Source organism: Blastococcus sp. TF02A-35 (assembly GCF_004571075.1).
GTDB lineage: Bacteria > Actinomycetota > Actinomycetes > Mycobacteriales > Geodermatophilaceae > Blastococcus.
Genome location: NZ_SPQP01000005.1, coordinates 97,542 through 120,107 on the forward strand (window position 1 = coordinate 97,542; position 22,566 = coordinate 120,107).

Consider the following 22,566-nt stretch of genomic DNA (forward strand, 5'->3'; position numbering starts at 1 on the left):
GTTGAGGTGGACCAGCGCACGGTCAGGTCCCGAGCGCGGCCCTCACCGCCACGAGCAGCTCCGCAGGCCGGTGCAGGTCCGCGGCCGTCACGAACACCACCGTCCACCCCGCGGCCCTCAGCGCGTTGAGCCGCCGGCGGTCCCGGGCGAACTGCTGCGGGTCCGCGTGCCACAGCCCGTCGTACTCCACCGCGACCTTCAGCTCCGGCCAGGCGAAGTCGACGCGTGCGATGAACCGGACGCCGACCGTGACGCGGAACTGCGCCACCGGACGGGGCAGGTCGCTGCGGTGCAGGAGCAGGCGCAGCCGCGTCTCCTGGGGTGAGGCGGCGAGGCCGTCGGCCAGGGCGCACACGGCCCGGGCGCGCACGGACCCGCGGCCGAGACGGGTCGCGGCGAGCGCACGCACCGGCGCCAGGTCCACGATGCCCGAGGCGATCATCCGGTCCACGGCGACGACGGCCTCGTCCCCGGGCAACGACCCCGCGAGCGCCACGGTCGTGAACACGGGCGTCGTCACCGGCAGGCCGGCGTGCCGCCAGCGGTGCTCCGGCGGGATGCCTGCCCGCCGCACCCGCAGACCGGGCAGGCGGTGCGGGCCCCTCGTGGGCGGCACGGTCACCTCCACCTCGTCGTCCGCACCCGCCAGGGGCACGTCCCAGATCACCGCGGCGCTGCGGCCGGTGACCACCGCCTCCGGGAGGAGCAGGCATGCCGCCTCGGCCCGTACGTGGTGGGTCACCGGCAGCCGCTCGTGGACGTAGACGTCGTGCAGGAGACGGCGCCACGTCGGGCCGTCGAGCTGCCGCCAGGTGAGGAGTCCGGCGGCGACGGCGTGCGACCCGCGGAAGGCAGTGCTGCGCAGGGGTTCGGGGACGGCGGCCGGTCGCATCCCGAGACCGTGCCGGACAGCCGCGCCGACCGGCCCGGCTGTCCACAGGGCGGCCCGACTGTGCGGTGGTCCACCCCATGCGGGCGTCTCGAGGTGGACCACCGCACCCGTGGCGGGAAGGTCAGGGCGACTTGGCGGCGACGACGGCGTCGAAGACCGTGCGCTTGGGCAGCCCGGTCCGGGTGACGACGGCGCGGATCGCGTCCTTGCGGGTCTCTCCCGCCGCCTCCTCCGCGAAGACCGCCGCGGCGATCTCGGCCGCCGTCAGCTCCACCACGCGCTCGGGCGCCCCGGCCACGACCAGCGTGATCTCGCCCTTCACGCCCTCGGCCGCCCACGCCGCGAGCTCGGCGAGCCCCCCGCGCCGGATCTCCTCGTAGGTCTTGGTCAGCTCGCGGCACACGGCGGCCTGCCGGTCCGGGCCCAGGACCGCCGCGGCGTCGGTGAGCGCGTCGGCCAGCCGGTGCGGGGACTCGAAGAAGACCATCGTCCGCCGCTCGTCGGCCAGCGCGGTGAAGGTCGACCGCCGCTCCCCCGACCTCCGCGGCAGGAACCCCTCGAAGCAGAACCGGTCCACCGGGAGACCCGAGACGGCGAGCGCGGTGGTGACCGCCGAGGGGCCCGGCACCGAGGTCACGTCGACGCCGGCCTCGATCGCCGCCCGCACCAGCGTGTAGCCGGGGTCGGAGACCGACGGCATGCCCGCGTCGGTGAGCAGCAGGACCGTCGCCCCCGACGCCAGCGCGTCCAGCAGCCCCGGCAGCCGCGCCTGCTCCACCGACTCGTGGAAGGTCACCACCCGGCCGGTGAAGGTCACCTCCAGGTCGGCGGCCAGCCGGTGCAGGCGCCGGGTGTCCTCGACGGCGAGGACGTCGGCCGTCGCCATCACCGCACGCAGCCGGGGACCGACGTCCCCGGGCTGCCCCAGGGGCGCCCCGCCCAGCACCAGCCGTCCGCTCACGACGTCGAGCCTGTCACGACCGGGCCGGGAACCGGTCCCCCCTACCCTGGCGGCATGGCGGTGCTGGCTCCCGAGCGGGTGGACGCCGCACCCTCGCTCCGCCGCACCCGGCCGCCGCGCCCGCGCCGGGAGGTGGTCCCCCCGCTGCCCGCGGACCGCCGGACGTCGTGGGCCATCGCCGCGGTGCTGGGCCTCGTCGCGCTGGCCGTGCGGCTGTGGGGCATCACCTACCCGAAGGACCTGCTGTTCGACGAGGCGTACTACCCGCCGCAGGCCGACCAGCTGCTGACCTGGGGTCACGAGTACAACCGCGGCTACTCCTTCATCGTCCACCCGCCGCTGGGCAAGTGGCTGATCGCGGCCGGCGAGCAGCTGTTCGGCTACAACTCGCTCGGCTGGCGGTTCCCCTCGGCGGTGGCGGGCGCGGTCGCCGTCGTCCTGCTGTTCCGGCTGGGCCGCCGGCTGACCGGCTCGACGCTGGTGGGCCTGTTCGCCGGCGTGCTGCTGCTCGTCGACGGCTTCCAGTTCACGCTCTCGCGGATCGGCCTGCTCGACATCTTCCTGCAGGTGCTCGTGCTGGCCGCCGTCTCCTGCCTGGTGGTCGACCGCGACGTCGTCCGCGCGCGCGTGCGGGCCGCCGCGGAGGTCGGCGCCGGCGGCTTCCGGCTCGGCCCGCGCGGCTGGCGGATCGCGGCGGGCGTGCTGTTCGGCTGCGCCTGCGCGGTGAAGTGGAGCGGCGTCTGGTTCCTGGCCTTCTTCGCCGTCCTGTCGCTGTTCTGGGACCGCGCGGCGTGGCGGGAGGCCGGGGTGCCCCGCCCCACGCGGACGGCGGCGCGCCGGGGCCTGCCCGGTGCCCTGTGGGCGCTGGCCGTCGTGCCGGTGCTGGCCTACCTGGCCAGCTTCACCGGCTGGTTCCTCGGCGAGACCTCGCAGGGCAAGGCGTGGGCCCAGCAGAACCCGGACACGGCGTTCCCGTGGGTCCCCGACTCCCTCCGGTCGCTGTGGCACGAGCACGCCCAGTGGCTGGAGTTCCACAACGGCCTGTCCAGCCCGCACCCATGGGAGTCCGGCCCCTGGTCCTGGCTGGTGAACGGCCGTCCGATCCTGCTGTGGAACCCGCAGGGGATCGTCGACGCAGAGGGCGGGCAGGTGGTCCGCTACATCCTCATGGTCGGGACGCCCACGCTCTGGCTGGCCTTCGCCCCGGCGATGCTGTGGCTGGCCTGGCGGGTCGCGGCCCGGCGGGACCCGGCGGCGCTGACCCTCGCCGTCGGCATCGCGGCCGGCTGGCTCACCTGGTTCATCAACCTGGACCGGACGATGTTCATCTTCTACATGGCGCCGGTGCTGCCGTTCTTCGTGCTGGCCGTCGCCCTGGTCCTGCAGGACGTCGTCGGGCCGGCGGGCGCCTCGTGGCTGCGCCGGCGGGCCGGGCTGGGGGCGGCCTGCCTCTACGTCGCGATCGTCGCGGGCACGTTCGTCTTCTTCTGGCCGGTGCTGACCGGCGAACCGCTGTCGAACGCCGAGTGGGTGCAGCGCATGTGGTTCCCGTCCTGGTTCTAGCGGCCTCCCGCCGCCTACGGTGACCGTCAGGGACCCCGACCGGGAGGACGACGATGGCGCCGGAGCGACCGCACGTGCTCACCGAGACCGATGGTGACCTCTGGCGGGTCACCCTCGACCGCCCCGAGACCGGCAACGCGCTGACCCCCGGGCTCGCCGCGGACCTCGCGGCGGCGCTCGCCGCCCGCCCCGAGCAGACCCGGGCGGTGCTGCTCCTGGCGAACGGGCCCCGGTTCTGCGTGGGCGGCGACGTGCGCTCCTTCGCCGAGGCGGCGGACCCGGCGGCGCACGTGGGGCAGCTGGCCCACGACTGGCACGAGGTGGTCCGGCGGGTCCTCTACTGCCCGGTGCCGGTCGTCGCCGGCGTGCAGGGGGCGGTCGCCGGCGCGGCCATCGGTCTCATGGGCGCCTGCGACATCGTCATCTGCGGGCGCACCACGAAGATCCGCCCCGCGTACGGCGCGCTCGGCTTCTCGCCCGACGGCGGGACCTCCTGGGCGCTGGCCCGCGCCCTGGGCGCTCCCCGCGCCCTGGACCTCATGCTGACGAACAAGGCGCTCACCGCCGCGGAGGCGCACCTCACCGGGCTGGTGGCCCGGCTGGTGGAGGACGAGGACCTGCTGGCGGCGACCGAGGCGACGGCGCACGCGGTGGCCGCCGGGCCGGTCCGCGCGATGGTCCGGACCCGGGCGCTGGTCCGGCGCGCGGCCACCCGCTCGTTCGAGGAGCAGCTGGACGAGGAGGCCCGGCTGATCGCCGAGTCGGCCGGGGACCCCGAGGGCCGGGAGGGCGTGCGCGCCTTCGTCGAGAAGCGGCAGCCCGACTTCCGCAACGCCCGCTGACGCACCGGGCCGGGGAACGTCGAAGGCCGGACCCGTTCGGGCCCGGCCTTCGACGTACGGGGTGGAGCTGAGGGGAGTTGAACCCCTGACCCCCTCGATGCGAACGAGGTGCGCTACCGGACTGCGCCACAGCCCCTTCGAGAGATGAGTTTACCGGTCCCGCTCCCCGACGCCACCACCGGGGGCGTCGGGGAGCCGGGGACGTCAGGCGTTGGCCACCCGGGCGGGGCGGTACTCGTCGATGTCGGCGAACCCGATGTCGTCGTCGTCCAGCCCGACGACGGCGCTGTTCTGCCAGCCGGCCGGCGCGGGGGTGCGTGCCGCCACGACCCGGCCCGGGCGCAGCGTGTGCACCGGGGCCAGCGGGACGCTCGGGTGCGGCAGGACCGGCACCACCGTCTCGTGCACCTCGACCGGCGGCGCGGTCCGCTGCGCGGGCATCGGGGCCGGCCGGGCCACCGAACGGGTGCGCATCGCCTCGCGGGCGGCGACGCGGGCGGCACGGCGGGCGGCCATCCGCTCGCGTCGGGCGACCTTCCGCAGGACCAGGACGTAGCCGACGGTCGCCAGGGAGAACACGCCCTGCGCGACCCACAGCCACGGGGACAGCAGCAGCGCACCGACCAGCGAGGCCAGCGTCACCAGCACCAGCCCGCCGAGGGCCCGGCGCCGCATCGCGTGCACGTCCACCTTCAGCTCACCGGTGGTGCGCAGGACCTCGCGGTCGATCTCCACCCGCTCGGTCTCCGCATGCCGCACGGTCTCCACCGACCGTCGCCGCTGCAGGGTCCGACCTGCGTCGGCCGTCTCCACCCGGCCGCCCTCCGCGTCGCCGCGGGTCACCACCATGGGGACCAGCACGACGAACCAGAGCACGACCAGAGCGGCCAAGAGCACGCCCGATCCCATAGGAACACCACCTGTCACATCAGTCACTCGCCAGGCGAGGCTAAGCAGGGACGGGGGTGCGATCCGGGAGGCGCGCGGGCGTGTCGCGGAGAGTTGTGGGACCCGTGTGACGGGAGACGGCGTGTCGACCGGGGACGCCCCGCCGGCCGGCACCGTGCGTGCTATGCCGCCGGGTCGATCAGTCGCCGGGTCGACCTGGCGACATCTGCCGCCAGCGGGCCAGCGCACCGCCGGGCAGGTCCTCGGCCAGCAGCGCGTAGGCGAGGTGGTCGCGCCAGTCGCCGTCGATGTCCAGGTAGCGGCGCAGCAGGCCCTCGTGACGGAACCCGAGGCGTTCCACCAGCCGCCGGCTCCTCGCGTTCTCGGGCCGGATGTCGGCCTGCAGCCGGTGCAGGCCGGCCGGCCCGAAGGCGTGGTCGCAGACCAGCGCGACGGCGAGGGAGGCGACGCCGCGGCCGGCCACCGCGCGGTCGACCCAGTAGCCGAGGGACCCGCTGAGCAGCGCACCGCGGACGATGTTGTCGACGGTGACCTGGCCGGCCAGCCGCCCGTCCACCCGGACGGCGAACGGCAGCGACGTGCCGAGGCGGGCGCGCCGGGAGACCGTCCGCCGCATGGCCCGGTAGGCCGCCGGGCTGTGCCGGGGCATCCAGGGCGCCGTGGCCGTCGGCTCCCACGGGCTGAGCCAGCTCTCGTTGGCCACGCGCAGCCGGCTCCACTCGGCGGCGTCGCGCCGCCGGAGCGGGTGCAGCTCCACCGGGCCCCAGGCCAGCCGGGCCGGCCAGCCGGGGTGCAGCAGCGGATCTGTCACGGGGACGGCGGGCTCAGCCGCCGAGGAGCAGCGGCATGACGGTGACCAGACCGCCGGCGGCCACCTCGGTGACGTCCTCGTCGATGACGATGAGGCAGTTCGCCCGCGCCATCCGCGCCAGCAGGGCGTCGGTCGCGTCGCCGACCGGCTCGACGACGTAGCCGCCGTCCGGGTGCCGCATGACCGTGCCGTGCAGGTACTGGCGGTAGCCCAGCGGGGAGAGCAGCTGCTGGCCGGAGATAGCCTGGACGGTGCGACGGAACAGCTGCCGCTTGCCCAGCATCAGCCGGATGGCAGGCCGGACGAACACCTCGAAGGCCACGAGCGCGGCGACCGGCTCGCCGGGCACGACGATGACCGGGACGTCCTCCCGGCCGAGCCGGCCGAACCCCTGCGCGGGGCCGGGGTGCATGGCGACCTGCCGGAACCGCATCTCCCCCAGCTGGGCCAGCGCCTCCTGCACCATGTCCATCCCCCCGCCGGAGACCGTGCCCGAGATCAGCACCAGGTCGCTGCGGAGCAGCTGGCTCTCCAGCACCTCGCTGAGCCGGCGCTGGTCGGCGGGCAGGATGCCGGAGCGGTAGGCGTCGGCGCCGGCGTCCCGGGCCGCGGCGGCCAGCGCGTAGCTGTTGACGTCGACCACCTGTCCCGGCGCCGGGACGGCGGTGACGTCGACGAGCTCGCTGCCGGCGCTGAGCACCGCGACCCGCGGCCGCGGGCGCACGAGCACGCGCTCGCGCCCGACGGCGGCGAGCAGGCTGATCTGGGCCGGGCCGATGGGGGTGCCCACGTGGACGGCGGGGTCCCCGGGGGCGACGTCGTCACCGGCCCGGCGGACGTAGCTGCCCGCGGGCGGGCCGGCCTGGACGGCGACCCGCGCGGCCCCCCGGTCGGTCCAGACGCCGGGCACGACGACGTCGGCGCCGGCCGGCAGCATCGCCCCGGCGGTCACCTTGAGCGCGAGCCCGGGCCCGATGGCGGTCGGGGCGCTGGCCCCCGCGACGCTCTCCCCCACCACGGCGAGCTCGACCGGCTGGCGGACGCTGGCGGTCACGACGTCCTCGGCGCGGGCGGCGTAGCCCTCCAGCGCCGCCTGGTCGAAGGACGGCAGCGCTCGCTGGCTGACGACGTCCTCCGCGCAGAGCAGCCCCTGGGCGTCGAGCACCGCGAGCTCGATGGGGTCCGGCTGCGGCACCGCCGCGAGGATCTCGTCGAGGTGCCGCTCGACGGTGCGCACGAGCGGCGAGGCGTCGGAGCGGCCGTCGGCCGGCAGCGGCACCGGGCCGGTCAGCGCGGGCTTGGGCGGGACGGGGCCGGTGCGCCGGACGGCGACCGGACCGGTGGGACGCGGTGGCGCCACGGGCATGTCGACCTGGGCGGTGTCCCGGTACCCCCGGGTCCCACCGCCTCCGTTGCTGCCGCCGTCGCTCTGCCCGGACATCCTCACCACCGTCGTCCTGCCGTGCCGTGGTCCGGCGCCGGCTCGCGCGGCGACGGGACCGGAGGACGTCCGGTCCCGTGCCGCGGTCCGATCGTGCCCCGAAGGGCGCCGGTCAGGACGACGACGCGCCCTCGGCGGGCAGCTCGGTGACGAAGTCGCGCAGCCAGCCGCGCAGCGCGGGGCCCAGGTCGTCGCGCTCGGCGGCGAGGCGGATGACGGCCTTGAGGTAGTCCAGCTTGTCGCCGGTGTCGTAGCGGCGGCCGCCGAACACCACGCCGTGCACGGGCTCGCCGCGCTCGACGAGGGTGGCCAGCGCGTCGGTCAGCTGGATCTCGTTGCCCCGGCCGGGCGCGGTCTCCCGGAGCACGTCGAAGACCTCCGGCGCCAGGACGTAGCGGCCGATGATGGCCAGGCTGCTGGGGGCCTCCTCCACCGGGGGCTTCTCCACCAGCCCGGTGATGGTGACGACGTCGCTGCCGGCCGAGGCCGGGTCGACCGCCACCGCGCCGTACTTGTCGATGTTCTCCATGCCGACGTCGAGCAGCGCGATCACCGAGCCGCCGTGCTCGGCCTGGACGGCGAGCATCTGCTCGAGCAGGTGGTCACGGGCGTCGATGAGGTCGTCGCCGAGGAGGACGGCGAACGGCTCGTCGCCGACGAAGGCCGCGGCCTGCAGCACCGCGTGGCCCAGCCCGCGAGCCTCGCCCTGCCGGACGAAGTGCACCTGGGCGACGTCCGTGGACTCCGCGACGGCGGCCAGCCGGCCGGCGTCGCCCTTCTTCTCCAGCGCCGCCTCGAGCTCGGGGGTGCGGTCGAAGAAGTCCTCGATGGCGGCCTTCCCGCGGCCGGTGACCATGAGCACCTCGCCCAGCCCCGCGCGCGCGGCCTCCTCGACGATGTACTGCAGCGCCGGGCGGTCGACGACCGGCAGCAGCTCCTTGGGCACGGCCTTGGTCGCCGGGAGGAACCGGGTTCCCATGCCCGCGACGGGGATGACTGCCTTCCGGGCCGGGCGGGCGGTGGGGTTCGACATGCGGGCAGCCTAGCCACACCGGCCCGGTGAGCAGCACGAGCGCTGGCAGGCGCTACCCACCGGTCACTGACACAGTGGGCTGATCCTCACCCCCGACGAAGTGGGAGGGATCCGTGTCCCCCGAGATCGTCACCATCCTCGCGCTGGTCGTGATCTTCGCGATCGCCACCGTCCTGCCGATCAACATGGGGGCGCTGGCGTTCGTCGCCGCCTTCGTCGTCGGCACCCTGTCGGTCGGGCTGACCACCGACGACATCCTCGGCGGCTTCCCGGCCGGGCTGGTGCTCACGCTGATCGGCGTCACGTACCTGTTCGCGATCGCGCAGAACAACGGGACCGTCGACCTGCTGGTCCGCGGAGCCGTCCGGCTCGTGGGCGGCCACGTGGCGGCCATCCCGTGGGTCATGTTCTTCGTGACCGCGCTGCTCACCGCCATCGGCGCCCTCTCCCCCGCGGCGGTCGCGATCATCGCCCCGATCGCGCTGACCTTCGCCGCGCGGCACGGGATCAGCCCGCTGCTGATGGGCATGATGGTCATCCACGGCGCCCAGGGCGGTGGGTTCTCCCCGCTGAGCGTCTACGGGGTCACGGTGAACGACATCGTGGACGAGGAGGGGCTCCCCGGCAGCCCGCTGACGGTCTTCCTCGGCAGCCTCGGGTTCAACATCGCGATCGCCCTCGTCCTCTTCCTCCTGCTGGGCGGGCGGTCGCTGCTCGGGCGCAAGGTCGCCGCCGAGCCGGTCCCGCACTCCGAGCACGCGCACGGCACCCTCGTCCGGGGGCACGGCGCCGCTCCGGGGCCCGCGGTCGGTGGGGACGACGACGAGCACGTGCACCCCGACGTCCCCCAGCCGGTGCGCTTCGAGCAGGTCCTGACCCTCGTCGGGCTGGTCGTCGTCGCCGTGCTCGCCCTGGCCTTCGACCTCGACATCGGCTTCGTGTCCATCACCGTCGCGGTGGTCCTCGCGCTGTTCTCCGCGCAGCAGCACAAGGGAGCGGTCACCCAGATCAGCTGGAGCACGATCCTGCTGATCGCCGGTGTGCTGACCTTCGTCTCCGTGCTGCAGGAGGCCGGCACGATCGACTACGTCGGCGACGCCGTCATCGGCCTCGGCGCACCGCTGCTCATCGCGCTGCTGCTGGCCTACATCGGCGGGGTGGTGTCGGCGTTCGCGTCCTCGACCGCGATCATCGGCGTCGCCATCTCGCTGGCGGTCCCGTTCCTGCTCGCCGGGGAGATCGGCGCCGTGGGGGTCGTGGTCGCCCTGTCCGTGGCCTCGACGATCGTGGACGTCAGCCCGTTCTCCACGAACGGCGCCCTGGTCCTGGCCAACGCGCAGGACGTGGACAAGGACCGCTTCTACAAGCAGATCCTGGCCTACGCCGGGATCGTCGTGGCCGTCGGACCGCTGCTCGCGTGGCTGGTGTTCGTCGTCCCCGGCTGGCTCTAGACCGATCGGAGTGCCGACGTGAGCGGACCCCTGGACGGCGTGCTCGTCGTCGACCTGACCCGTGCGCTGGCCGGGCCGCACGCCGCGATGATGCTGGGCGACCTGGGCGCCCGGGTGGTCAAGGTGGAGAGCCCCGGCAGCGGGGACGACACCCGGGGCTGGGGCCCGCCCTTCGTGTGGCCCGGGGGTGACGGGGCGGGCGGGAACACCGCGGGGGACCGCGAGTCCACCTACTTCCTGTCGGCCAACCGCAACAAGGAGTCGATCGCCCTCGACCTCAAGGACGAGGCGGACAAGGCGGTGCTCACCGAGCTGCTGCGCCGGGCCGACGTCCTGCTGGAGAACTTCCGCCCCGGCACGCTGGCCCGGCTCGGCTTCGGCACCGACGTGCTGGCCGGGCTCAACCCGCGGCTGGTCCAGCTGTCGATCAGCGGCTTCGGCCACGACGGGCCGGAGGGTGGCCGGGCCGGCTACGACCAGATCGCCCAGGGCGAGGCGGGCCTCATGTCGCTGACGGGGTCGGGGCCGGAGGACCCGCAGCGGGTCGGCGTCCCGATCGGCGACCTGCTGGCCGGCATGTACGGGGCCTACGGCGTGCTGGCCGCGCTGCACGAGCGGGAGCGGACCGGCCGTGGCCAGGTGGTGCGCACCTCGCTGCTCGCGGCCATCGTCGGCGTGCACGCCTTCCAGGGGACGGCGTGGACGGTCGCCGGGAAGGTCGGCCACGCGCAGGGCAACCACCACCCCTCCATCGCGCCGTACGGGCTGTTCCGCTGCTCCGGCGGCAGCGTGCAGCTCTCCTGCGGGTCGGAGTCGCTGTGGCGCCGGCTGTGCGCGGAGTTCGGGCTGGAGCCGGCTGCTCCCGGCCTGGCGACCAACGGCGAGCGGGTGGAGAACCGCGACCGGGTGATCGCGCTGCTGGAGGAGGCCTTCGCCGCCATCCCCGCCGAGGAGCTGCTCGCCCGGCTCGCCGCCGCCGGCATCCCCGCCGGCAAGGTGCGCACGATCGACGAGGTGTACGGCTGGGAGCAGACGCTGTCGCAGGGACTGCTGGTCGACGTCGAGCACGCGAGCCTCGGCCGGGTGCAGCTCCCGGGGCCGCCGCTACGGTTCTTCGACCCGTCCCCCGACGGGGAGACCGAGACGACCCGCCGGAACCACACCGCTCCCCCGGTGCTGGGCGCCGACGGCGACGCGATCCGCGCCTGGCTGGCCGGGACCGAGGAGGACACGACCCCGTGAGCGCACCGACCGACCGGCCGGCCCGCCTCGACGCCCGCGCCCTGCGCGACCTCGTCCTCGACGCCGGCTCGTGGCAGTCCTGGGACTCCCCGATCCCGCCCCGGGACGTCAGCGAGAGCTACGCCCGCGACCTGGAGCGCGCGGCGGAGAGGACGCGGCAGGACGAGTCGGTCATCACCGGCGAGGGGCGGCTGCGCGGCCGCCGGGTCGCCGTCGTCGCCGGGGAGTTCGGCTTCCTGGCCGGCTCCATCGGGGTGGCCGCCGCCGAGCGGCTGGTCTCCGCCGTGGAGCGGGCCACCGAGGAGGGGCTGCCGCTGCTGGCCGCACCGGTGTCCGGCGGCACCCGGATGCAGGAGGGCACCGTCGCCTTCCTGCAGATGATCGGCATCACCGCCGCGATCGCCCGGCACAAGGAGGCCGGCCTCCCGTACCTGGTGTACCTGCGCAACCCGACCTTCGGCGGCGTGCTGGCGTCGTGGGGGTCGCTGGGCCACGTGACCATCGCCGAGCCCGGCGCCTCGATCGGCTTCCTCGGGCCGCGGGTGTTCGAGGCGCTGTACGGCGAGCCGTTCCCGGAGGGGGTGCAGACCGCCGAGCACATGGCCGAGCGCGGCCTGATCGACGCCGTCGTCCCGCACGAGGAGATCGCCGAGGTGGCCGACCGGGCGCTGCGGGTGCTGGCCGCTCGCCAGACCTGGCACCAGGACGTCGCCGGTGCCGAGCGCCCGACGGCCGAGGACGGCACCGACGCCACCGACCCGGACGACGGGCGCAGCGCCTGGGACGTCGTCACCGCCTCGCGGCGGGAGGACCGGCCCGGCGTGCGGCGGCTGCTGCGCACCGCGGCCACCGACGTCGTCGGCCTGTCCGGGACCGGCGCGGGCGAGAAGGACCCGGGGCTGCTGCTGGCGCTGGCCCGCTTCGGCGGCGCGCCCTGCGTGGTCCTCGGGCAGGACCGGCGCGGGCAGTCGATGTCGGCACCGCTCGGGCCCGCGGCGCTGCGCGAGGCCCGGCGCGGCATGCACCTGGCCGAGGAGCTCCGCCTCCCGCTGGTGACGCTGATCGACACCCCCGGCGCCGCGCTCTCCCGCGAGGCCGAGGAGGGCGGGCTGGCCGGGGAGATCGCGCGGTGCCTGCACGACCTCGTGGTGCTGAGGGCGCCCACCCTCGCGGTGCTGCTCGGCCAGGGCACCGGCGGCGGCGCGCTGGCGCTGGTCCCGGCCGACCGGGTGCTGGCCGCGGCCAACGGCTGGCTCGGCCCGCTGCCCCCGGAGGGCGCGTCGGCGATCGTGCACCGCACCGTGGACCGGGCGGACGAGATGGCGGCGGACCAGGGCGTCCGGGCGACCGACCTGTGGCGGGCCGGGATCGTCGACCGGGTGGTGCCCGAGCGGCCCGACGCCGCCGACGAGCCGACCGAGTTCTGCCTCCGCCTGGGGCGGGTGCTCGGCGAGGAGCTCGCCGGGCTGCTGGGCCGCGACGACACCGAGCGCTACCGCACCCGGCTGCACCGGTACCGCCACCTCGGCCGCTGAGGTCGCCGCCGGTTCGGCGATGTGCGCGCACGGCCGGTCCTCCGCCCGGGATCGCGCCCGGGGCGCACACTGCCCGGACGCGGCGGAACCCGGTTCTCCTGCGCCGCGCCCCCTGGCACGATCACCGACGTGGCAGGGACGGCGGACGAGCAGCGCCTGCGCGACCTCGCGCGGCTGCGCCGCGTCCGCGACCGGATCGACCGGGAGTACGCCCAGCCGCTGGACGTCGAGGCGCTCGCCCGCGGGGCGCACATGTCCGCGGGCCACCTGAGCCGGGAGTTCAGGCGGGCCTACGGCGAGTCGCCCTACAGCTACCTGATGACGCGGCGGATCGAGCGGGCGATGGCGCTGCTGCGCCGCGGCGACCTCGGCGTCACCGAGGTCTGCTTCGCGGTGGGCTGCCAGTCGCTGGGCACGTTCAGCACGCGCTTCACCGAGCTGGTCGGGGTGCCGCCGAGCGTCTACCGGCGGGAGGCGGCGCGGGCGACCGAGGGCATCCCGTCCTGCCTGTCCAAGCAGGTCACCCGACCGGTCAGGAATCGAGAAGCGCGGGCCGGCGCCCCGTCCCTAGCGTGACCGCCATGGACATCACCATCCACCAGACGTTCCTCCCCGCCCCCGACCCCGAGCCCTCCCTGGCCTTCTACCGGGACGCGGTCGGCCTCGAGCTCCTCAACGACGTCGGCTACGACGGCATGCGCTGGCTGACGCTGGGCGCCCCGGGCGGGGCCGGCACCCAGCTGGTCCTGTACCCGCCGGCCGCCGACCCGGGCGTCACCGAGGAGGAGCAGCGCACCATCGCCGAGATGATGGCCAAGGGCACCTTCGCCTCCCTGATCCTGGCCACCACGGACCTCGACGCCGCCTTCGACGCGATCCAGGCGACCGGCGCGGAGGTCATGCAGGAGCCGGCCCAGCAGCCCTACGGCGTGCGCGACTGCGCGTTCCGCGACCCCGCGGGCAACACCGTCCGCATCCAGGAGCTGCGCTGAGAAGTCCTCGTCCGGGCAGTCCTCACTGTCGGACACCGCTGGTAGGCATCGGCCGGTCGCCGCAGGGGCGACCGGCCCGCACGGACGGAGACACCGCCGCATGAGCACGCAGACCGAGCCGGTCGGGACCCACGCCGCCGACAGCCACGACCTCATCCGGGTCGTGGGCGCGCGGCAGAACAACCTCAAGGACGTCAGCGTCGACATCCCGAAGCGCCGGCTCACGGTCTTCACCGGGGTCTCCGGCTCGGGCAAGAGCTCGCTGGTCTTCGCCACCATCGCCGCCGAGTCGCAGCGGATGATCAACGAGACCTACAGCGCGTTCCTGCAGGGGTTCATGCCGAACCTGGCCCGCCCCGAGGTGGACGTCCTCGAGGGCCTGACGACGGCGATCATCGTCGACCAGGAGCGGATGGGGGCCAACCCGCGCTCGACCGTCGGCACCGCGACCGACGTGAACGCCATGCTGCGGATCCTGTTCAGCCGCCTCGGGAAGCCCTACATCGGCCCGCCGACCGCCTTCGCCTTCAACGTGCCGACCCGCAAGGCCAGCGGCGTCATGAGCACCGAGAAGGGCGGCCGCGTCGAGAAGAACGTGGTGCGCGAGGCGGTCTACCAGGGCGGCATGTGCCCGCGCTGCGAGGGCATGGGCTCGGTCACCGACTTCGACCTGACGGCGCTGTACGACGAGAGCAGGTCGCTCGCCGACGGCGCCCTGACCGTGCCCGGCTACAGCATGGACGGCTGGTACGGCCGGGTGTTCGCCGGCGCCGGCCTGCCGATGGACACCCCGATCGCGCAGTACACGAAGAAGCAGCTGGACACGCTGCTCCACGCCGAGCCGACCAAGGTCAAGGTCGACGGGATCAACCTCACCTACGAGGGCCTGATCCCCAAGATCCAGAAGTCGATGCTCTCCAAGGACGTCGAGGCGATGCAGCCGCACGTCCGCCGCTTCGTGGAGCGGGCCATCACGTTCACCACCTGCCCGGAGTGCGAGGGCACGCGGCTCTCCGCCGAGGCGCGCTCCTCCCGCATCCGGGGCAAGAACATCGCCGAGCTCTGCACCATGCAGATCAGCGACCTCGCGGCCTGGCTCCGGGAGCTGGACGAGCCCTCGGTGGCACCGCTGCTGACCGGGCTGCAGCACACCCTCGACTCCTTCGTCGAGATCGGCCTGGGCTACCTCTCCCTCGACCGGCCGGCCGGCACGCTCTCCGGCGGCGAGGCCCAGCGCACCAAGATGATCCGCCACCTCGGGTCGTCGCTGACCGACGTCACGTACGTCTTCGACGAGCCGACCATCGGGCTGCACCCGCACGACATCGCGCGCATGAACGGCCTGCTGCTGCGGCTGCGCGACAAGGGCAACACGGTGCTCGTCGTCGAGCACAAGCCCGAGACGATCGTGATCGCCGACCACGTCATCGACCTCGGCCCGGGCGCCGGGACCGCCGGCGGCGAGGTCGTGTTCCAGGGCACCGTCGAGGAGCTGCGGCACAGCGACACGCTCACCGGCCGGCACCTCGGCGACCGGGTGGCGCTGAAGCAGGGCCTGCGCACCGCGACCGGCGCGCTGGAGATCCGCGGCGCGAACCAGAACAACCTCGTCGACGTCGACGTCGACATCCCCACCGGGGTGCTGACCGTCGTCACCGGCGTCGCCGGCTCGGGCAAGAGCTCGCTGATCCACGGCAACCTCGCCACGCGGGACGACGTCGTCGTCGTGGACCAGGGCGCGATCAAGGGCTCGCGACGCTCCAACCCCGCCACGTACACCGGCCTGCTGGAGCCGATCCGCAAGGCGTTCGCCAAGGCCAACGGCGTGAAGCCCGCCCTGTTCAGCGCCAACTCCGAGGGCGCCTGCCCCGCCTGCAACGGCGCCGGCGTCATCTACACCGACCTCGGGGTCATGGCCACGGTCGAGTCCCCGTGCGAGGAGTGCGAGGGCAAGCGGTTCCAGGCCACCGTGCTGGAGTACACGCTGGGCGGGAAGAACATCGCCGAGGTGCTGGCGATGTCCGTTGCCGAGGCCGAGGTGTTCTTCGGCGCCGGCGAGGCGCGCACGCCCGCCGCGCACGCCATCCTCGACCGGCTCGCCGACGTCGGGCTGGGGTACCTCACCCTGGGCCAGCCGCTCACCACGCTGTCCGGCGGCGAGCGCCAGCGGATCAAGCTGGCCACGCACATGGGCGAGAAGGGCGGGACCTACGTCCTCGACGAGCCGACCACCGGCCTGCACCTGGCCGACGTCGAGAACCTGCTCGGCCTGCTGGACCGGCTCGTCGACTCCGGGAAGACCGTGATCGTCATCGAGCACCACCAGGCGGTCATGGCGCACGCCGACTGGATCGTCGACCTCGGTCCCGGTGCCGGCCACGACGGCGGCCGCATCGTGTTCGAGGGCACCCCGGCCGACCTGGTCGCCGCGCGGTCCACCCTGACCGGCGAGCACCTCGCGACCTACGTCGGCGCCTGAGCCCTCCGGTCAGCCGGGGGCAGGACCAGGAACTCGTTGCCGTCGGGGTCGGCCAGCACCACCGTGCCGGCCCCGCCGGGACCGGCGCCGGCACGCGTGGCGCCGAGGGAGACCAGGCGCGCCACCTCCGCCTCGAGGTCGCCGTCGGCAGCGACCTCGAGGTGCAGCCGGTCCCTCGCCGCCGCGTCGGGCCGCAGGGGCACCCCGTCCCAGGTGACCTTCGGGCCGCCGTGCGGGGAGCGCACGGCGGTCTCGAGGTCCTGGTCCCAGACCAGCGGCCACCCCAGGGCGTCCCGCCAGAAGTAGCCGACCGCCTGGGAGCCGTCGCACGCCAGCGCACCGACGAACCCGCAGTCGGCGAGGAAGCCGTTGCCCGGCTCGATGACGCAGAACTCGTTGCCCTCCGGGTCGGCGAGGACCACGTGCTGCTCCTCGGGGAGCTGGCCGATGTCGACGTGCCGGCCACCGAGCTCCAGCGCCCGCGCGACCGTCCGCTCCTGGTCGTCCCACGAGCCGCTCGTCAGGTCCAGGTGCTTGCCGTTCTTCGCCGTCTTCGGCTCGGCGGTGGGGAGGAACCGCAGCGAGAACCCGGTGTCGTCGGCCGGCAGCAGCGTGGCCCCGTCCCCGGCGGCGCGGTCGGGCTGCCAGCCCAGGAGGCCGGCCCAGAACCGGGCGAGCCCCTCGGGGTCGAGGGCGTCGACGGTGAGCGAGACGAGGCGGCAGGTCATGGGTGTCGCACCTCCGGTGGCCGACGCGACGCCGGGAGCGGCTCCGGTCCCGACGAGGGCGAAGCCTGGACCTCGTCGGCCGGCAGGGCAACGCAATTGCCGGAGCCGGGCGCTGCGCGGGGGGTGACTCTCGCCCTCCTTCGTGGACGGCGGCGGGCGCATGACGCATCATTGGCAGTCGACGGGGCCGAGTGCCAGCCCCACGTCCTCCGCTCGACCAGGGAGCCACCGCAGTGCCCACGTACCAGTACGCCTGCACCAACCCCGAGACCAAGCACCAGTTCGAGGTCGTGCAGTCCTTCACCGACGAGCCGGTCAGCGAGTGCCCCGAGTGCGGCGCCGCCGTCCGCAAGGTCTACGGCTCGGTGGGCGTGGTCTTCAAGGGCTCCGGCTTCTACCGCACCGACAGCCGCAAGAGCAGCAGCTCCTCCGACGCGCCGAGCACCAGCTCCTCGTCCTCCACCTCGGCCAAGGACGGCGGCTCCTCGTCGACGGGCTCGACCTCGTCGACCAGCTCGACGACCTCCTCCACCTCGGGCAGCACGGCCAAGGCCGCCAACTGACCCCGGACGGGCCGCCCGTCCACAGCCGCCGCCCCTCTCCACAGCCCCGGCCGCACCCGCTCGGGTAGCGCCCCGGACGGGGAGGGTCGACGCATGTTCCGGCTGCGCCGCCCCCGCTCCCCCGCACTGCTCGCCCGCCGGCTCGCCGCCGGGCTGCTGGCCGGCCTCGCCCTGGCGCTCGCGCTGCGGCCCGAGCCGGCACCGGCCGACGCGGCGGCGACCGACCGACCGGTCGTGGTGGCCGCCACCGACCTCCCCGCCGGCACCCGCCTCACGGCCGCCCACCTGGCCGTCGTCGCCCTCCCCGGCGAGGCGGTGCCGGCCGGCGCCGTCGACCAGGTCGAGCCGCTGCACCACCAGGTGCTCGCCGGCCCCGTCCGCCGGGGCGAGCCCCTGACCGACGCACGGCTCGTCGGCGCCGGGCTGACCACCTCGCTGCCGGACGGCCAGGTCGCGGCGCCCGTGCGGCTGGCCGACCTCGGGGTGAGCGCCCTGGTCCGCCCCGGCGACCGGGTCGACGTCCTGGCCGCGGCCCCGGACAGCGGGGCGGCGGAGCGGGTGGCGGCGGGCGCGCTCGTCCTGGCCGCACCGGGCCGGGGCTCCGACGGCGACCCGGGCGCGGGGCTCCTCCTGCTGGCCGTCGACGAGGGGACGGCGACCGCCCTGGCGGCCGCCTCGGCCACCGCCACGCTCACCATCAGCCTCCCGCCGCCCTGACCGGCCGCGCGGACCTCGGGGGGATGTGGCTGGATGGTCGCGTGCTGAAGGGATTCAAGGACTTCCTCTTCCGCGGCAACGTCGTGGACCTCGCCGTCGCGGTCGTGATCGGCTCGGCGTTCACCGCGCTGGTGAACGCCTTCGCGAGCTCGTTCCTCACGCCGCTCATCGGGCTGCTGGGAGGTGGCGGCGAGCTCGGCGGAGTGCTCGAGGTGAACCAGCAGGAGTTCACCTGGGGCGCCTTCCTGAGCCAGCTGATCACCTTCGTGCTGACCGCGGCGGTGCTCTACTTCCTCGTCGTGATGCCGCTGCACCGGCTGCTGCAGCGGCGGGTGCGCGGCGAGGAGGCCGGCCCGGTCGCGCCGACGGAGACCGAGCTGCTCATCGAGATCCGCGACCTGCTCCGCGCCCAGCAGGCCGGGACGGAGCGGGACGGCCCCGCCCCCTCCTAGTCGCTGCCCCAGTGCGGCGGCCGGTTCTCCAGGTAGCGCCGGTCGTCGTCGCCGGTCGCCGGGCGCTCACCCCAGCCGATGTCGCTGTCGTCGGGCGCCCGGTCCAGCCGCAACGGCTGGGCCGGCGGCGGCGTGGGCGGCTCTGTCGGCAGGGGCTGCCCCAGCCCCTCGAGCACCTCGGCCGTCGGCAGCGCCGCCAGCACCGGCCCCGGGACCGCGAGCTTGCTGCCCCGGGTGCCCGACCCGACCACCACGAGGTCCGCGGCGGCGACGGCGGCGTCCACCAGCAGCGGCCAGGCGGCGGGCAGGCCCACGGGCGTGATCCCGCCGTAGGCCATCCCGGTCTCGCTGACCGCGACGTCCTGCGGGGCGAAGGACGCCTTGCGCGCACCCAGGTGCCGCCGCACCAGCCCGTTCACGTCGGCACGGGAGGTGGCCAGGACCAGGCAGGCGGCCAGCGTCGTCTCCCCCGCGCGGCGGGCCGCGACGACCACGCAGTTGGCCGAGGCGGCGAGCGGGACGCCGTAGGCCTCGGTGAAGGCAGCGGTGTCGGCGAGGTCGTCGCCGATCTCGGCCACCCACGCCGGGCCGGCCAGGCCGGCGAGCGCCGCAGCCACCGGCGGTCCCAGCAGGTCGGGCCGGTCGGTGGCGGGCAGCCAGGTCAGCGTGCCCAGACCGGGGGCGGCGGGGTCGGGCGCAGCGGGGTCGGCCATGCCGTCGATCCTGCGGCACGCCCCACCGGAGGGCAGCAGCCGGGGGCTGGCCGCATCCTGACGGTGTCCGGCTGTCGGCGGCTCCGGGCGGCCACCAGGATGAGGCGCATGATCGGTCAACTCCACTCCGTCGTGATCGACGCGCCCGACGCGCACGCCCTGGCCGGCTTCTACGCCGAGCTGCTCGGCATGGAGATCAGCAGGGGCGGGCCGGGCGACGACTGGGTCGTCGTCACCGGTGCCGGCTACCGGCTGGCCTTCCAGCAGGCCCCCGACCTCCAGCCCCCGGACTGGCCGGACCCGGCCCGCCCGCAGCAGTTCCACCTCGACATCCGCGTCGCCGACATCGCCGAGGCCGAGCCCAAGGTGCTCGCCCTGGGCGCCCGCGCGCTGCCCGGCGGCGGGGGCGACTTCCGGGTCTACGCCGACCCGGTCGGCCACCCGTTCTGCCTGGTGTGGGACGCGTGAGCGCCGACCGCCCGCCGGTGGACCTGACCAGCGCGAGCCCGTTCGTCGCCGCGATGGGCTTCCAGGTCGCCGAGGCCACCGGGGCCCGGGTGACCGGCCACGTCGAGCTCGGCCCCGACCAGCACACCCCGTGGGGCGTGGTGCACGGCGGCCTGTACTGCTCGGTCGTGGAGTCGGCCGCCAGCATCGGCGCCAGCCTCGCGGTTCAGGACCAGGGCCAGTTCTCGGTGGGCGTCAACAACAACACCGACTTCATCCGCAGCATGACCAGCGGCCGGGTCGACGTCGTCGCCGAGCCGGTCCAGCAGGGGCGGACGCAGCAGCTGTGGCAGGTCCTCCTCACCCGCGAGGACGGCAAGCTCGTGGCCCGCGGGCAGGTGCGGCTGCAGAACGTGCCGCTGCCGGGCTAGCGCAGGACGGCGGGGTCCAGCGTCACCTGGAACAGGGCGCGGGGGTCCTGGAGGGTCGCGGGCGGCCGGGCGGCCGCCCGCGGCACCACCCGGTCCCAGCGCGCCGGCCGGCGGTGCGGCAGCAGCTCCCGCCCCTGGAACAGGTACTCGCCCACCACCTCGCCGAGCAGCAGCCCGGCGCCGTGCTCGATCGGCAGCGCGACCGGGTCGCCGGGCCGCACCTCGTCGAGGAAGGTCGACAGCTGCCGCAGGTCCTTGGCCGGGCGGCGGCCGGAGATCTCCTTCGACAGGGCCCGCAGCTCCGCGGGGGCCATCCCCTGCGCGTCGACGTCGACCCCCGACTGGGTGCCGAGGCCGACGACCCCCGCGGCCAGGCAGGCGCCCAGCTCGTTGTGCGACCGCGGGCGCACCACCCAGACCCGCACGCCCTCGGGCTGCGGCGGCGGCGGCAGGTCGTCCGGCCCGGGCCAGAGGTAGGGCAGGTCGTCGGGCTCGGGGCCGAACAGCTCGGTGAACCGCCCGCGGTAGAACTCCGGGTCCTTGGCGACGAGGTTCGACCGGTGCGACCGGTGCAGCTCCTCGTTCCCGACCCACGACGGCAGCAGCCCGGCGGCGGCGAGCTCGGCCTGCGAGCGGCCCACGACCTCGGGGGCGAACTCACCGATCTGCGCCTCGGTCGTGTCGGCGAAGCCGCGCTCCCGCCACACCCGGGCCATCGCCAGGCCGTAGGCGACCAGCGCCGGCGTGCGGCCCTTCCACATCAGGACCGCGGGGTGGCTGGCCCAGCCGTAGTCGGGCAGCTCGAGCGCCCGGAGGATCTGCAGGGTCTCCACCCGCTGCTTGCCCAGCCGCGGGGAGTCCAGCAGCCGGGCGCTCTCCTCGAAGTCGGGCACCGGCACGAAGGTCTGCATCGAGGGGTTCCTGCCCGGCCCGGCGGCCGCTAACCCCCGAGCTCGCGCAGGGCCGACTCCCAGCGCTCCCGCCGCGCGTCGTCGCCCTGCTCCCACCAGGCCGGCCCGCGCTCGCCCAGCCCGGTCTTGGCCAGCTGCACCCGGGCGCGGGCGGCGGCCACGGCGTCGTCGTCCCCACGGCTGGTCCGGACGGCGGAGCGCGCCACGCCCAGGTGGTGCAGCAGCCGGGCCCGCACGTCGTCGGGCAGGGCCGGGTCGGCCGTGCGCCAGCGGCGGCCGTCGACGACGACGTACCGCCCGTCGGGCGTGCGCTCCGGGGTCACGCCGTGACGCGGGCGGCGAGCTCGGGCAGCACGAGGCCCAGCGGCGCGTCGACCCGGACGTCGGCCCTGGCGTCGCCGCGCGTCGGGCCGACGTTGACGATCGCCACGGGCACGCCGAGCTTCGCCGCGCGCAGCACGAAGCGGTACCCGCTCATGACGGCCAGCGAGGAGCCGAGGACCAGGAGGCTGCCGGCCCGCTCGACCAGCCCGAAGCAGTGGTCCACGCGGTCGCGGGGCACCGTCTCGCCGAAGAAGACGACGTCGGGCTTGAGCGGACCGCCACCGCAGGCCAGGCAGCCGACCATCACGAAGCCGTCGAGCACCTCGTCGGGCAGCTCTGCGTCGCCGTCGGGGTTGATCTCCTCGACCCGCGGCCCGAAGTCCGGGTTGACCGCCCGCAGCCGGTCGTCGAGCTCCGCCCGTCCGGCCAGGTCGCCGCAGCCCAGGCACACGGTGCGGTCGAGCCCGCCGTGCAGCTCGACGACGTCCCGGGCGCCGCCGGCCTGGTGCAGCCCGTCGACGTTCTGGGTGATGACGCCGCCCAGCAGACCCGCGGTCTGCAGCGCCGCGACGGCGCGGTGCCCGTCGTTGGGCCGGGCGTCGCGCATCTGCCGCCAGCCGACGAAGCTGCGCGCCCAGTACCGGTGCCGCCCGCGCGGGTCGCGGGTGAAGGTCTGGTAGGTCATGGGGGTGTGCCGGCGCAGGCTGCCGGTCGCCCCCCGGTAGTCCGGGATGCCGGAGTCGGTGGAGAGGCCGGCGCCGGAGAGCACCAGCGCGTCGCCGTCGGAGACGAGGTCGGCCAGCGCGTCGAGCGCGGCGCCGGTCCCCGGGACGGCGGGCGGAGCGACGGTCACGCGACCATCGTCCACGCCGGACGCCGCTCGCGCCGCCACGTGGCCCAGGTCACCCGGTGCGACCCGGCCCGAGCCGGGCGCAGCTCCTCGGCCGAGGGCCTACCTGAAGGCGTCCTTGACCTTCTCGCCGGCCTGCTTCAGGTTGCTGACCGCCTGCTCCCCCTTGCCCTCGGCCTCCAGGTCGGGGTTGTCGGTGGCGCGGCCCGCCAGCTCCTTGCCCTTGCCGGCGAGCTCGTCGATCTTGGCGCTGACCTTGTCCTCGCTGCTCATGGCGGC

General features: G+C 75.1%; 25 protein-coding genes and 1 tRNA gene. 13 read left to right on the forward strand and 13 right to left on the reverse strand.

Features of this window, described 5'->3' with window-relative positions; all coding sequences use genetic code 11:
- Window positions 1-22: 22 nt before the first annotated feature.
- Both E4P43_RS03765 and rsmI read right to left on the reverse strand, forming a co-directional pair.
- Entirely contained in the window at window positions 23-892 is an 870-nt protein-coding gene (locus tag E4P43_RS03765) for a DUF559 domain-containing protein (protein WP_135144094.1), read from the reverse strand.
- 121 nt (window positions 893-1,013) lie between these two features.
- A complete protein-coding gene (rsmI, locus tag E4P43_RS03770) occupies window positions 1,014-1,853 on the reverse strand; it encodes a 16S rRNA (cytidine(1402)-2'-O)-methyltransferase (RefSeq protein WP_135144095.1) in 840 nt (279 codons plus the stop codon).
- Window positions 1,854-1,907: 54 nt separating this feature from the next.
- Between rsmI and E4P43_RS03775 the strand changes: the two genes are divergently transcribed.
- Window positions 1,908-3,416, forward strand: a complete 1,509-nt coding sequence (locus E4P43_RS03775) for a phospholipid carrier-dependent glycosyltransferase (RefSeq protein WP_135144096.1) — start codon at window positions 1,908-1,910, stop codon at window positions 3,414-3,416.
- A gap of 53 nt (window positions 3,417-3,469) precedes the next feature.
- Window positions 3,470-4,258, forward strand: a complete 789-nt coding sequence (locus tag E4P43_RS03780) for an enoyl-CoA hydratase-related protein (RefSeq protein WP_135144097.1) — start codon at window positions 3,470-3,472, stop codon at window positions 4,256-4,258.
- 62 nt (window positions 4,259-4,320) lie between these two features.
- On the opposite strand, the gene E4P43_RS03785 is transcribed toward E4P43_RS03780, so the two are convergent.
- From E4P43_RS03785 to E4P43_RS03805, 5 genes are all read right to left on the reverse strand, one after another.
- Window positions 4,321-4,394: transfer RNA gene (locus E4P43_RS03785), tRNA-Ala, on the reverse strand.
- Window positions 4,395-4,462: 68 nt separating this feature from the next.
- A complete protein-coding gene (locus tag E4P43_RS03790) occupies window positions 4,463-5,155 on the reverse strand; it encodes a hypothetical protein (RefSeq protein WP_245158921.1) in 693 nt (230 codons plus the stop codon).
- Between the two features lie 190 nt (window positions 5,156-5,345).
- Window positions 5,346-5,978: a GNAT family protein gene (locus E4P43_RS03795; RefSeq protein ID WP_135144099.1), complete on the reverse strand. Its 633-nt coding sequence runs from the start codon at window positions 5,976-5,978 to the stop codon at window positions 5,346-5,348.
- 13 nt (window positions 5,979-5,991) lie between these two features.
- The gene (gene glp / locus E4P43_RS03800) at window positions 5,992-7,419 is read right to left on the reverse strand and encodes a gephyrin-like molybdotransferase Glp (RefSeq protein WP_209313708.1); all 1,428 of its coding nucleotides are present in this window, start codon (window positions 7,417-7,419) and stop codon (window positions 5,992-5,994) included.
- 112 nt (window positions 7,420-7,531) lie between these two features.
- The gene (locus E4P43_RS03805; RefSeq protein WP_135144100.1) at window positions 7,532-8,452 is read right to left on the reverse strand and encodes a UTP--glucose-1-phosphate uridylyltransferase; all 921 of its coding nucleotides are present in this window, start codon (window positions 8,450-8,452) and stop codon (window positions 7,532-7,534) included.
- Between the two features lie 113 nt (window positions 8,453-8,565).
- On the opposite strand from E4P43_RS03805, the gene E4P43_RS03810 reads away from it, so the two are divergent.
- From E4P43_RS03810 to E4P43_RS03835, 6 genes are all read left to right on the forward strand, one after another.
- Window positions 8,566-9,903, forward strand: a complete 1,338-nt coding sequence (locus E4P43_RS03810; protein WP_135144101.1) for an SLC13 family permease — start codon at window positions 8,566-8,568, stop codon at window positions 9,901-9,903.
- Window positions 9,904-9,921: 18 nt separating this feature from the next.
- On the forward strand, window positions 9,922-11,145 hold the full coding sequence (locus tag E4P43_RS03815) for a CoA transferase (protein ID WP_135144102.1): 1,224 nt from the start codon (window positions 9,922-9,924) through the stop codon (window positions 11,143-11,145).
- Window positions 11,142-12,680, forward strand: a complete 1,539-nt coding sequence (locus tag E4P43_RS03820) for a carboxyl transferase domain-containing protein (RefSeq protein WP_135144103.1) — start codon at window positions 11,142-11,144, stop codon at window positions 12,678-12,680. The genes E4P43_RS03815 and E4P43_RS03820 overlap by 4 nt, the downstream gene beginning before the upstream one ends.
- A 129-nt stretch (window positions 12,681-12,809) precedes the next feature.
- Window positions 12,810-13,256: a helix-turn-helix transcriptional regulator gene (locus E4P43_RS03825; RefSeq protein WP_135144104.1), complete on the forward strand. Its 447-nt coding sequence runs from the start codon at window positions 12,810-12,812 to the stop codon at window positions 13,254-13,256.
- A 5-nt stretch (window positions 13,257-13,261) separates the two neighbouring features.
- Entirely contained in the window at window positions 13,262-13,672 is a 411-nt protein-coding gene (locus tag E4P43_RS03830) for a VOC family protein (RefSeq protein ID WP_209313709.1), read from the forward strand.
- A gap of 100 nt (window positions 13,673-13,772) precedes the next feature.
- Window positions 13,773-16,151: an excinuclease ABC subunit UvrA gene (locus E4P43_RS03835; RefSeq protein ID WP_135144106.1), complete on the forward strand. Its 2,379-nt coding sequence runs from the start codon at window positions 13,773-13,775 to the stop codon at window positions 16,149-16,151.
- On the opposite strand, the gene E4P43_RS03840 is transcribed toward E4P43_RS03835, so the two are convergent.
- Window positions 16,136-16,879: a VOC family protein gene (locus E4P43_RS03840; RefSeq protein ID WP_135144107.1), complete on the reverse strand. Its 744-nt coding sequence runs from the start codon at window positions 16,877-16,879 to the stop codon at window positions 16,136-16,138. The genes E4P43_RS03835 and E4P43_RS03840 overlap by 16 nt on opposite strands.
- Before the next feature lie 233 nt (window positions 16,880-17,112).
- Between E4P43_RS03840 and E4P43_RS03845 the strand changes: the two genes are divergently transcribed.
- The 3 genes from E4P43_RS03845 to mscL all read left to right on the forward strand — a co-directional run bounded on the left by E4P43_RS03845 (window position 17,113) and on the right by mscL (window position 18,611).
- Window positions 17,113-17,442, forward strand: a complete 330-nt coding sequence (locus E4P43_RS03845; protein ID WP_135144108.1) for an FmdB family zinc ribbon protein — start codon at window positions 17,113-17,115, stop codon at window positions 17,440-17,442.
- A gap of 93 nt (window positions 17,443-17,535) precedes the next feature.
- Window positions 17,536-18,159 carry a Flp pilus assembly protein CpaB gene (gene cpaB / locus E4P43_RS03850; RefSeq protein WP_135144109.1) on the forward strand — a complete coding sequence of 208 codons (624 nt, stop codon included), beginning with the start codon at window positions 17,536-17,538 and terminating at the stop codon, window positions 18,157-18,159.
- Window positions 18,160-18,200: 41 nt separating this feature from the next.
- Window positions 18,201-18,611 carry a large conductance mechanosensitive channel protein MscL gene (gene mscL / locus E4P43_RS03855; protein ID WP_135144110.1) on the forward strand — a complete coding sequence of 137 codons (411 nt, stop codon included), beginning with the start codon at window positions 18,201-18,203 and terminating at the stop codon, window positions 18,609-18,611.
- Here the strand turns inward: mscL and E4P43_RS03860 are convergent.
- Complete coding sequence (locus E4P43_RS03860) at window positions 18,608-19,324, reverse strand: YbaK/EbsC family protein (protein ID WP_135144111.1); 717 nt, start codon at window positions 19,322-19,324, stop codon at window positions 18,608-18,610. The genes mscL and E4P43_RS03860 overlap by 4 nt on opposite strands.
- Before the next feature lie 108 nt (window positions 19,325-19,432).
- On the opposite strand from E4P43_RS03860, the gene E4P43_RS03865 reads away from it, so the two are divergent.
- The gene (locus E4P43_RS03865; protein WP_135144112.1) at window positions 19,433-19,792 is read left to right on the forward strand and encodes a VOC family protein; all 360 of its coding nucleotides are present in this window, start codon (window positions 19,433-19,435) and stop codon (window positions 19,790-19,792) included.
- Window positions 19,789-20,202, forward strand: coding sequence for a PaaI family thioesterase (locus E4P43_RS03870; RefSeq protein WP_209313710.1), 414 nt, complete (start codon window positions 19,789-19,791; stop codon window positions 20,200-20,202). The genes E4P43_RS03865 and E4P43_RS03870 overlap by 4 nt, the downstream gene beginning before the upstream one ends.
- On the opposite strand, the gene E4P43_RS03875 is transcribed toward E4P43_RS03870, so the two are convergent.
- The 4 genes from E4P43_RS03875 to E4P43_RS03890 all read right to left on the reverse strand — a co-directional run bounded on the left by E4P43_RS03875 (window position 20,199) and on the right by E4P43_RS03890 (window position 22,560).
- On the reverse strand, window positions 20,199-21,113 hold the full coding sequence (locus E4P43_RS03875; RefSeq protein WP_135144113.1) for an MSMEG_6728 family protein: 915 nt from the start codon (window positions 21,111-21,113) through the stop codon (window positions 20,199-20,201). The two genes, E4P43_RS03870 and E4P43_RS03875, sit on opposite strands and share 4 nt — an antisense overlap.
- A gap of 29 nt (window positions 21,114-21,142) precedes the next feature.
- Complete coding sequence (locus tag E4P43_RS03880; protein ID WP_135144114.1) at window positions 21,143-21,436, reverse strand: biopolymer transporter Tol; 294 nt, start codon at window positions 21,434-21,436, stop codon at window positions 21,143-21,145.
- Window positions 21,433-22,290 carry an NAD-dependent protein deacetylase gene (locus tag E4P43_RS03885; protein WP_245158922.1) on the reverse strand — a complete coding sequence of 286 codons (858 nt, stop codon included), beginning with the start codon at window positions 22,288-22,290 and terminating at the stop codon, window positions 21,433-21,435. Before E4P43_RS03885 ends, E4P43_RS03880 begins: the two co-directional genes overlap by 4 nt.
- 99 nt (window positions 22,291-22,389) lie before the next feature.
- Complete coding sequence (locus E4P43_RS03890; RefSeq protein WP_135144115.1) at window positions 22,390-22,560, reverse strand: CsbD family protein; 171 nt, start codon at window positions 22,558-22,560, stop codon at window positions 22,390-22,392.
- Window positions 22,561-22,566: the final 6 nt, after the last annotated feature.

Bases quoted from the DNA above. Each gene is read 5' to 3' on its own strand.
- E4P43_RS03865 (WP_135144112.1), top strand. From the start codon at position 19,433: ATGATCGGTCAACTCCACTCCGTCGTGATCGACGCGCCCGACGCGCAC.
- cpaB (WP_135144109.1), top strand. From the start codon at position 17,536: ATGTTCCGGCTGCGCCGCCCCCGCTCCCCCGCACTGCTCGCCCGCCGG.
- E4P43_RS03875 (WP_135144113.1), bottom strand. From the start codon at position 21,113: ATGCAGACCTTCGTGCCGGTGCCCGACTTCGAGGAGAGCGCCCGGCTG.
- E4P43_RS03840 (WP_135144107.1), bottom strand. From the start codon at position 16,879: ATGACCTGCCGCCTCGTCTCGCTCACCGTCGACGCCCTCGACCCCGAG.
- E4P43_RS03830 (WP_209313709.1), top strand. From the start codon at position 13,262: ATGGACATCACCATCCACCAGACGTTCCTCCCCGCCCCCGACCCCGAG.
- E4P43_RS03780 (WP_135144097.1), top strand. From the start codon at position 3,470: ATGGCGCCGGAGCGACCGCACGTGCTCACCGAGACCGATGGTGACCTC.
- E4P43_RS03835 (WP_135144106.1), top strand. From the start codon at position 13,773: ATGAGCACGCAGACCGAGCCGGTCGGGACCCACGCCGCCGACAGCCAC.
- E4P43_RS03860 (WP_135144111.1), bottom strand. From the start codon at position 19,324: ATGGCCGACCCCGCTGCGCCCGACCCCGCCGCCCCCGGTCTGGGCACG.
- glp (WP_209313708.1), bottom strand. From the start codon at position 7,419: ATGTCCGGGCAGAGCGACGGCGGCAGCAACGGAGGCGGTGGGACCCGG.
- E4P43_RS03805 (WP_135144100.1), bottom strand. From the start codon at position 8,452: ATGTCGAACCCCACCGCCCGCCCGGCCCGGAAGGCAGTCATCCCCGTC.
- E4P43_RS03775 (WP_135144096.1), top strand. From the start codon at position 1,908: ATGGCGGTGCTGGCTCCCGAGCGGGTGGACGCCGCACCCTCGCTCCGC.
- E4P43_RS03890 (WP_135144115.1), bottom strand. From the start codon at position 22,560: ATGAGCAGCGAGGACAAGGTCAGCGCCAAGATCGACGAGCTCGCCGGC.
- E4P43_RS03765 (WP_135144094.1), bottom strand. From the start codon at position 892: ATGCGACCGGCCGCCGTCCCCGAACCCCTGCGCAGCACTGCCTTCCGC.